Raw genomic sequence first — 268 nt, forward strand, 5'->3', positions numbered from 1 at the left:
TAGAAAAAAAGTACCCCAGTTGGTTGATGCCTTAAACGGACGCGTGCGAGCCCATCATCGCAAAATGATCCGCAGGCATTACGACCATCTGGAGGTTTTAGAAAAAGAAATTACCGCTTTGGAAGCGGAGATCGAAGACTTGCTTCGCCCATACCAGAAGGAAATCGAACTACTGGATACGATTCCGGGAATCAATAAGGATGCCGCGGCAAATCGGACCCGACATGTCGGTATTTCCGTCGGAAGGGCACCTTGCTTCTTGGGGAGG

Annotated in this window: 1 pseudogene; it reads left to right on the plus strand. The window is 50.0% G+C overall.

Going from position 1 to position 268, the window contains the following annotated elements:
- Positions 1-268 (plus strand): annotated as a pseudogene (locus PPOP_RS19060) (IS110 family transposase); the annotation flags it as partial.

Source organism: Paenibacillus popilliae ATCC 14706 (genome assembly GCF_000315235.1).
GTDB lineage: Bacteria > Bacillota > Bacilli > Paenibacillales > Paenibacillaceae > Paenibacillus_B > Paenibacillus_B popilliae.